At 65.5% G+C, this 7,791-nt stretch carries 10 protein-coding genes and 3 pseudogenes; 8 read left to right on the plus strand and 5 right to left on the minus strand.

The features are described from left to right. Positions 1-39 precede the first annotated feature (39 nt). A complete protein-coding gene (locus BS329_RS40320) occupies positions 40-903 on the minus strand; it encodes a helix-turn-helix domain-containing protein (RefSeq protein WP_076168722.1) in 864 nt (287 codons plus the stop codon). A 173-nt stretch (positions 904-1,076) separates the two neighbouring features. On the opposite strand from BS329_RS40320, the gene BS329_RS40325 reads away from it, so the two are divergent. Together BS329_RS40325 and BS329_RS40330 are read left to right on the plus strand one after the other, a co-directional pair. Further along, a complete protein-coding gene (locus BS329_RS40325; protein WP_076168724.1) occupies positions 1,077-1,991 on the plus strand; it encodes an alpha/beta hydrolase in 915 nt (304 codons plus the stop codon). A gap of 17 nt (positions 1,992-2,008) precedes the next feature. Then, complete coding sequence (locus BS329_RS40330; RefSeq protein ID WP_076168726.1) at positions 2,009-2,932, plus strand: alpha/beta hydrolase; 924 nt, start codon at positions 2,009-2,011, stop codon at positions 2,930-2,932. 52 nt (positions 2,933-2,984) lie between these two features. Here BS329_RS40330 and BS329_RS40335 read toward each other — a convergent pair whose 3' ends face one another. Beyond that, positions 2,985-3,176, minus strand: a complete 192-nt coding sequence (locus BS329_RS40335) for a hypothetical protein (RefSeq protein ID WP_076168727.1) — start codon at positions 3,174-3,176, stop codon at positions 2,985-2,987. Between the two features lie 183 nt (positions 3,177-3,359). On the opposite strand from BS329_RS40335, the pseudogene BS329_RS45440 reads away from it, so the two are divergent. Next, positions 3,360-3,634 (plus strand): annotated as a pseudogene (locus BS329_RS45440) (DUF3644 domain-containing protein); the annotation flags it as partial. A 16-nt stretch (positions 3,635-3,650) separates the two neighbouring features. On the opposite strand, the gene BS329_RS45050 reads toward BS329_RS45440, so the two are convergent. After that, entirely contained in the window at positions 3,651-4,175 is a 525-nt protein-coding gene (locus BS329_RS45050; protein ID WP_167480064.1) for a hypothetical protein, read from the minus strand. A 150-nt stretch (positions 4,176-4,325) separates the two neighbouring features. On the opposite strand from BS329_RS45050, the gene BS329_RS40345 reads away from it, so the two are divergent. From BS329_RS40345 to BS329_RS42255, 4 genes and pseudogenes are all read left to right on the plus strand, one after another. Next, positions 4,326-4,568, plus strand: a complete 243-nt coding sequence (locus BS329_RS40345) for a transposase (protein ID WP_158075890.1) — start codon at positions 4,326-4,328, stop codon at positions 4,566-4,568. Positions 4,569-4,749: 181 nt separating this feature from the next. Then, positions 4,750-5,007, plus strand: coding sequence for an IS3 family transposase (locus BS329_RS42250; protein ID WP_158075891.1), 258 nt, complete (start codon positions 4,750-4,752; stop codon positions 5,005-5,007). Positions 5,008-5,016: 9 nt separating this feature from the next. Beyond that, a pseudogene (locus BS329_RS45620) lies at positions 5,017-5,166 on the plus strand (DDE-type integrase/transposase/recombinase); the annotation flags it as partial. 100 nt (positions 5,167-5,266) lie between these two features. Continuing rightward, the gene (locus BS329_RS42255) at positions 5,267-5,407 is read left to right on the plus strand and encodes an integrase core domain-containing protein (RefSeq protein ID WP_084750841.1); all 141 of its coding nucleotides are present in this window, start codon (positions 5,267-5,269) and stop codon (positions 5,405-5,407) included. Positions 5,408-5,767: 360 nt separating this feature from the next. On the opposite strand, the gene BS329_RS40355 is transcribed toward BS329_RS42255, so the two are convergent. Continuing rightward, positions 5,768-6,502: a dienelactone hydrolase family protein gene (locus BS329_RS40355; protein ID WP_076168731.1), complete on the minus strand. Its 735-nt coding sequence runs from the start codon at positions 6,500-6,502 to the stop codon at positions 5,768-5,770. 550 nt (positions 6,503-7,052) lie between these two features. On the opposite strand from BS329_RS40355, the gene BS329_RS40360 reads away from it, so the two are divergent. Beyond that, positions 7,053-7,286, plus strand: coding sequence for an ANTAR domain-containing protein (locus BS329_RS40360; RefSeq protein ID WP_076168732.1), 234 nt, complete (start codon positions 7,053-7,055; stop codon positions 7,284-7,286). A 75-nt stretch (positions 7,287-7,361) separates the two neighbouring features. Here BS329_RS40360 and BS329_RS43700 read toward each other — a convergent pair. Then, positions 7,362-7,791, minus strand: a pseudogene (locus tag BS329_RS43700) (hypothetical protein); the annotation flags it as partial.

Genomic DNA, 7,791 nt, shown 5'->3' on the forward strand with positions numbered 1-7,791 from the left:
ATCGCTCACCAACAACCGATCACCACGTAAGACACGCTCTTAGTGATCCGCCGCTGAGCGGTCTTCGCTCGCCGCCCATGACGACAGGAATCTGAGGCCGTCGTGGGCGGCGCTGCCGGGCTCGGCGGTCCAGACGATGAGCTGCTGCTCGGGGTCACTCGTACAGGTGAGTGCGTCCCAGTCGAGCGTCAGCTCGCCCGCGACGGGGTGGCGGAGCGTCTTGCTGCCCCGCTCGCGAGCGGTGACGCGGTGATCGCCCCACCAGGAACGGAAGTCGTCGTCCTTCATCGACAGTTCGCCGACCAGGGCGGCCATCCGCTGGTCGTGCGGGTTGCGGCCGGCTTCCATCCGGAGCATCGACACGGCGGTGCGCGCCATGGCCTCCCACTCGACGTGCAAGCTCCTGAAAGTGGTGTCGGAGAACATCAGCCACACGTAATTCCGCTTCTTTTCCGGGATCTCCGAGAAATCCACCAGCAGCGCTGAAGCCATCCGATTCCAGCCGAGAATGTCCATTCGCCTGCCGAGCACGAATGCGGGACTCGTGGTGAGTTCTTCCAGCACCCGCAGCAACTGCGGTGACACCTTCTGTGCGGATTGGCGGCGTGGCCGTTCGGCCTCTTTTCCGGCGAGTTCGAACAGGTATTCGCGTTCGTCGTCGTCCAGATGCAACACTCGCGCCAGGACGTCGAGCACCGGCGCGGACGCCTGCCGACGGCCCTGCTCGATACGGGTGTAATAGTCGGGGCTGATCGAGGCCAGGAGGGCGACCTCCTCACGGCGCAGCCCCTTGACCCGCCGTTTGGCGCCGGTCTCGGGCAGCCCGACCGTCCGAGGACTCACCTCGGATCGCCTGGCCTTGAGGAACTCCCCCAGTTCGTTGGCGTGGTCGTCGCTGCTCATGACCCCATTGTCGCAACAGGTGCAACTCGGGAGCCTGGGCCAATTGTGTCCCTGGACAGTGGTGTGCGGGGCTGGAACCGTCCCATTGTAGGAGCACGTGAGGCGTGTGAGTCTCGAATACGAGGCCGAACGAAACGCCCGGCCGAAATCAAAGTCGAAAGAAAGATCCCACGATGAAGACGAACGTCACCTTCCCGAGCGCCGGGCTCGCGCTGGCCGGTCTCCTGTACACCCCGGACGACCACACCGGCGCCCCGCTGCCCGCCGTCGTCGTGTCCCACCCCGGCGGTGGCGTGAAGGAGCAGACCGCGTCGATCTACGCCGAGCGCCTGGCCCGCGAGGGTTACGCCACGCTGGTGTTCGACGCCGCGTATCAGGGCGAGAGCGAGGGCCTGCCCCGCGGCCTGGAGAACCCCTTCCAGCGTGCCGAGGACGTCCGGGCCGCGGTCACCTACCTGACCACCCGCGACGACATCGACCTGGCCAGGATCGGCGCGCTGGGCATCTGCGCCTCCGGCGGCTACGTTCCGTTCGCCGCGCAGACCGACCACCGGATCAAGGCCGTCGCCACGGTCAGCGCCGTGGACATCCGCAGTCTGCTGGTCGAAGGCCTCGGCCGCACCCAGAGCCCGGAAGTCTTGCAAGCCATGCTGGACCAGGCGGGCGCGCTGCGTACCGCCGAGGTACGGGGCGAGGCGCCGGCCGTGCAGAACTGGGCGCCGGAAAGCCCGGAGGGGCTGGAGGAAGCACCGACGCTGTATCGCGAGGCCCAGGACTACTACCGCACCCCGCGCGGCGGGCACACCAACTCCACCAACGAATGGCCACTGCGCAGCATCGACCAGATCGCGCAGTACGACTCCTACGCGATGATCAAGCTGATCGCACCCCGGCCGCTACTGATGATCATCGGCTCCGACGCCGACACCGGCTACTTCAGCCGTGAGGCCATCGAGAAGGCCGACGGGCCCAAGGAGCTGTTCGTCATCGACGGTGCCACCCACGTCGCGCTCTACGACCAGGACGAGTACGTCACCCCCGCGGTCACCAAGCTCACCGGCTTCTTCGGCGAGCACCTGACCGCCTGAACGAGAGGAGAACCCCCATGAAATCCGTGACCTTCAAGAACCGCACGTGGGACGTCGCCGCCGACGTCCGCTTCCCGGAGGGCTTCGACCCGGCCAAGAAGTACCCGGCGATCATCTGCGCCCACCCGATCAGCAGCTGCAAGGAGCAGACGTCCGGCAGCATCTACGCCGAGCGGCTGACCGAACTCGGCTACGTGACCTTGGCGTTCGACGCATCGCACCAGGGCGCGAGCGGTGGCGAGCCGCGTTACCTCGAAGACCCCGCGACTCGGGTCGAGGACTTCCGCTGCGCGATCGACTACCTGGTGACGCAGGACTACGTCGACGAGGACCGCATCGGCGTGGTCGGGATCTGCGGAGGTGGTGGTTACGCCGCGAACGCCACGATGACCGACCACCGGATCAAGGCGCTGGGCACCGTGGTCGCCGCGAACTACGGGCGGCTCATGCGCGAAGGCGATCTGAGCGCCAACGCCGCGGTCGCGACGCTCGAGGCGATCGGCAAGCAGCGCACGGCCGAGGCCCGTGGTGCGGAGCCGCACATCACCACCTACATCCCCACCTCGGTCGAGGAGCGGGAGAAGGCCGGAATCACCGACGTCGACATGGTCAACGCCGTCGAGTACTACACCACCCCCAGGGGACAGAGCGCCGGCTCTCCCAACAAGCTGCGTTTCTCCGGTCTCGAAGCGGCTGTCGGTTTCGACGCCTTCCACCTGGCAGAAGTGCTGCTGACGCAGCCGCTGCAGGTCATCGTCGGCGACGTACCGGGCGCGTTCGGGTCCTATCGGGACGGATTCGAACTGTTCGACCGGGCCCGCTCGGAGAAGAAGGACATCTTTGTCGTCCAGGGCGCGAGCCACTACGACCTGTACGACCAGCCGAAGTACGTCGATCAGGCGCTGGCGAAGCTGGGTACTTTCTTCGAGGAAAACCTCTGATCAGGCAGCGAAGGAGGGGCGACTGCCGAAGCGGTCGCCCCTTCGGTCGTCCTCACCGCGGATATCGCGCAGCAGAGGACCGGGCGGCCTCAGTCCTCGAAGAGCCCGACAAGGTGTGCGACACCGACTCGGCGAAGTCGTCCACGCCGAGCCGGTCCGCCGGGTCGAACCACTCGCCGATGAGGGCGAGCCCGCCCAGCGCCAGGTTCAGGGTTTGGTGCATTTCGTCGGCCTTGAGTTCCATTCGGCAGGCCCTCGGCGTGAACGACTAGAACGTCCATCTGCGGTTGTCACATCCGCGCATCGTCGTCTCGAGGCCGTAGTCTCGATCAACTGGCCGAAGTCGCCACGAATATGGCAGACCAGTAACAGTCGGTGACAATATCCCGACTTTAACTGCATGCCACCGCGACCACGATTCATGCACATGGTCGACGCTTCTCGCGATGAAGCACAGCTAGCCGTGCGCTTGTACAACGACTCGTCGGAGGTCCGCTCTTTCGAGGGCTTCGTCGTCCACATGCACCTTGCCTGGCTCTACCTCCTGCACGCCGAATTCACTCGGACAGCATCGACTTCCGGTACTGGCGCACTAGGGAACGAGCACGTCGGCTGGAACGGGTCGGCGGTGAACCGAAGCGCTGGGATCTGGCCACCTGTGTGCGGCAACGGTGGCCAGATAAGCCCGCCCCGGTTAGGGCCAACCTCGAATTCTTCGTCACGCTCCGTAACAAGATCGAACACCGGTGCGCCCGCGAACAGCAAGCGCTTGCCGTTGCCGTGAGTCTGCCCCGGATTCCGCAACGGCGTGGAACAGGCCGACCATCCGATTCAAAGCCGTGAGCGGATAAATCACCAATGCCGCGTGGGCTGGCAACGCGCACAACAGCAGTTGCTGGGAGGCCACGATGCCATGGAGATGACGCAGGGGCGCGGGAATCACGATGGTGGCTTTACGCGGCAGCGCGTGCAATCCGTCGGCCGCCGGGTACGCCATGAGCACGCCGGACTCGCTCCTGTACACGACTCGATCACCGGGCTTCCAGGACAAGGCATCCCGCACGGCCCTCGCCGGGACTGTTCCCGCCGCGTCGACACGCGCCATGCTGTAGAAGACCGACACATCCGCAGCGGCACGCACCAGCTCGGCAACCGGCAGCGGTCGATGAGCGACCGCGTTCACGGACTCTCGCGAAGGAATCGCGAGAGCCTCAATCACCTGCTCAGCCAACTGCGCGGCCACGCGACCACCCCCGGAGGGCGGAGGAACAGACGGCTGGAACCCTGAACGCGAAAATACACGACCAACCACTGTCGCCAATGACACCTGAGCTTCCCCCGGTGTCCGGACACCTCACCTGAGGTGACCGCCGGTACCAGGGAGGATGTTCTGGTGCCTGCACCACACCCGCCTGAGTTCCGTCAGCGTGCCGTCGAGCTGGCCCGTCTAGGCGACAAACCGGTCGCCGCGCTGGCGAAGGAACTCGGGATCAGCGAGTCCTGCCTACGGAACTGGATGGCCCAGGCCGACACGGACGAGACCGGCTCAACAACCCGGCTGACCAGCACGGAGAAAGAGAACTCGCCGAGCTGCGCCGCAAGAACCGGCAGCTGGAGCTGGAGAACGAGATCCTGAAACGCGCGGCAGCGTACTTCGCGCGGGAGAACATCCTCCCAAAGTAACATTCCCGCTGGTCCATGAACTCGCCGCGGACGGTATCGACGTCGCGGTGGCCTGCCGGGTGTTGACCGTGTCCCGCTCTGGCTATTACGCATGGCGCGATAGACCTGTCTCGGCATGCCAGGAGGACAATGCGTTGCTGCTGAAATACATCGAACAAATCCATGCCGATTCCCGCGGAACCTATGGCTCGCCGCGGGTGCACGCGGAACTCACGCTCGGGCTGGGTCTGCCGGTGAACCGGAAACGGGTCGAGCGGCTCATGCGCGAGGCTGGGATCCAGGGCCTCTACCGGCGCCGGCGCTCCCGCACCCCAATCCCCGACCCGCACGCGAATCCCAGCCCGGACCTGGTCAACAGCCAGTTCACCGTAGATGCCCCGGACCGGCTGTGAATCACCGACATCACCGAGCACCCCATCGACGAAGGAAAAATTTATTGCGCCGCGGTGATGGACGCCTACTCCCGGCTCATCATCGACTGGTCCATCGCTGACCACATACGAACAGAACTGGTCGGCGACGCGCTCGGTATGGCCATCCTGCGCCGACAGCCCGGAGGACAACACCACGATTTTGCATTCCGATCACGGCTCCCAATACATCTCATGAGCATTCGGGCAACGACTCCACGCCGCCGGACTACTCGCCTCCATGGGAACCGTCGGCGACTGCTACGACAACGCCATGATGGAATCCTTCCGGGACACCCTGCAACTCGAACTACTCGACACCAAACAATGGAAAACCCGCAACCAGCTTGCCAACGCGATATTCGAATGGATAGAGTGCTGACACAATCCCAAACGGCGACATTTCAGCACCAGAATACACGCCCCGGTCACGTTCGAGGTCCACCACCGACGCGACCACCTGACCCCACACCCGCCGGGTCCGGCGAACAAGGGGAATCTCACAATGAGTTATGGCCGAAGCCCGATGAGATGGGGTGCCCAGGCGGTGACTGCCTGACTGCGGCGACGCACGCCCTAGTGTGGCCACGAGGTCTCCAGTGTCTGGTTCGTCTTCGTCGATGAACCCTTCACCGGAGACCTCGCCGTGTCGGCAAAGGACACGCCGCCGCTCAGCTCGCTTCGAGCACAGCCCGGGACCCCGAAGCCGTACAACGCAGGTCTGGATTCCCGGGTCGGAGCCTCAGCCGTTGACCAGGGCGCGGCCAAGGAGAGGAAGCAGGCGGTCCCAATGAAGCTGCAGAGCGGCGGGGTTGAAGGCGTCGGTGTCGGACATGGTGAAGCCGTGGACGGTACCGGGATAGATCTCGGAGGTGTAGTCGACACCCGCGGCGTCCAGGGCCTGGTTGAGCTCACCGAGAGCCTCGGGCGTCAGGTCGGTTTCGGCGTGGCCGAAGTGGATCTGGGCGGTGAGGCGGTGCAGGCTGTCGGGGCTGGCGGCGCCTATCGGGGCGTGGAATCCGGCGAGGGCGGCCACCTGGTCGGGGTGGGCCGCGGCGGTGCGCGTCGCCAGGAGGCCGCCTATGCAGTAGCCGGTCACCGCGACCGGTCCGGCGCTGACCTCGGGCTGGGTGGCGAGGAACCGGAGGTAGGCGTCGGCGTCACGCAGGACACGTTCGGTGGTGTGCGCCTCGATCAAGGGCATCAACTGGGCGAAGACCGCGGGCCTGGCCGCTTCTCCAATGTGCTCGGGAAGTTCGATCACCGGTGCCGGGCCGTGCCGGTAGAAGAGGTTGGGGACGAGCACGTAGTACCCGTGACCGGCCAGTTCGCGGGCCATCTCCCGCAGCACGGGCCTGATACCGAAGCCGTCCGCGTACATCAGCACCCCGGGATGCCGCCCGCCGTGGTCGGGGAAGACGGCGAAGGCGTCGGCCTGGCCGTCCGCAGTGGGAATCTGCAGCGTCTTGGTGGGCATGAAGTCTCCTGTCGTGGTTGATGTGTCGAGCCCGTGATCAACACGACGGAGGCGGAGCCCGCGCAGCAGCGCAAGCTCCTCGATCGAATAGTGGGCCCGCACCGGCCCACGCGGCGCTCAGAAGAGCACCGGGTTGCCAATCCGTGTGTGGCGCAATGCCGTCCCGGTAGTCATCACCCCACAGCTTAGGCCACCAGATAAGAGCCGATACCAGCACTCCAGCCCATAGTGCGTCTGCAAGCAGCCGAGTTGTTCGTGGCTGGCGTCGCGCCCCGGAAGCGGTCGGCACACTCCGAGTGTCCACCAAAGTCGGCTTTCGCCTGGCGACCTCGACACCCTGATCACACAACTGCGCACCGCCGCGACCTGACCTCAGCCGACCGTATTACGGCGACGACTGGGGGACGGTACTCCGGGTGCTTACGAGGCGGTGGTGCGCTGTAGTGGTCCAGGCGGGGTGCGGTGAAATCAGGTATGACTGCACACGAGGGCCTGAAGGATCTCTCGGTCGAGCGGAACCAACTGCGCCGGGTCATGGAGACCCCTGCCCGTGATCAAACAGGCGGATGGGATGTCCATGGTGTCGCGCGGCCGGTCCGCTGAGCAGGCGTTTCTCGCCTTGAAGGCGATCTCTCAGCACACCAACGTCACGCTGCGCGACGTCGCGACGGTGATCGTCGCCGGGGGCAGCCACACCGAGCCGTCCCTGCCCGATCGCGAGGTGGCGCGAGTGGTGCTGGCCGAGACCCGACGATCCGTGCTGGGCTCATCATTCGGCGAGTAGGCCCGCGTCCCGAGCAGGTCGGCCAGGTGCTCGGCATGCCCGGTCCAGGTCGTCGTGGTGGTCATACGGTGCCTCTCATGAGGAGGTCGGCGAGGTGCCCGGTGAGCTGGGCTCCTGTTTTGTGTTCGATCCAGCCGTACTGGCCACCCGCGTTGATTTCAACGAACCGGAACCGGCCTCGGTGTCGATCGCGAAATCGAGGGCACCGAAGACCAGGCCCCTCTCCCCCATGAGCCGCGCGATCCCAGCGGTGACGTCGGCCGGTAGCTCGGCTACACGGTAGGTGTTGCTGCCGTATCCAGCTCGCCAGTCGACACGGGCGGCGTCGGTGTGCGCGTGGATCTCCGAGGCGATGATCTCGTCGCCGACGACGAATACGCGTGCCTCATAGGCTTTCGGGATCCACCGCTGGTACTGGTGTGCGGTGAGCGCGACGTCGCGCAGGTCCTCTGGGGTGGTGGTGTCCACTGGTTCGGTGTGGGCGAACTCGCGGACCCCGGCTTCG

Origin of the sequence: Amycolatopsis coloradensis, from assembly GCF_001953865.1 — a bacterium.
GTDB classification, from domain to species: Bacteria; Actinomycetota; Actinomycetes; order Mycobacteriales; family Pseudonocardiaceae; genus Amycolatopsis; species Amycolatopsis coloradensis.

Coding starts and splice junctions, on each gene's coding strand:
- BS329_RS40320 (WP_076168722.1), bottom strand. CDS start 903: ATGAGCAGCGACGACCACGCCAACGAACTGGGGGAGTTCCTCAAGGCC.
- BS329_RS40325 (WP_076168724.1), top strand. CDS start 1,077: ATGAAGACGAACGTCACCTTCCCGAGCGCCGGGCTCGCGCTGGCCGGT.
- BS329_RS40330 (WP_076168726.1), top strand. CDS start 2,009: ATGAAATCCGTGACCTTCAAGAACCGCACGTGGGACGTCGCCGCCGAC.
- BS329_RS40335 (WP_076168727.1), bottom strand. CDS start 3,176: ATGGAACTCAAGGCCGACGAAATGCACCAAACCCTGAACCTGGCGCTG.
- BS329_RS42255 (WP_084750841.1), top strand. CDS start 5,267: ATGGGAACCGTCGGCGACTGCTACGACAACGCCATGATGGAATCCTTC.
- BS329_RS40355 (WP_076168731.1), bottom strand. CDS start 6,502: ATGCCCACCAAGACGCTGCAGATTCCCACTGCGGACGGCCAGGCCGAC.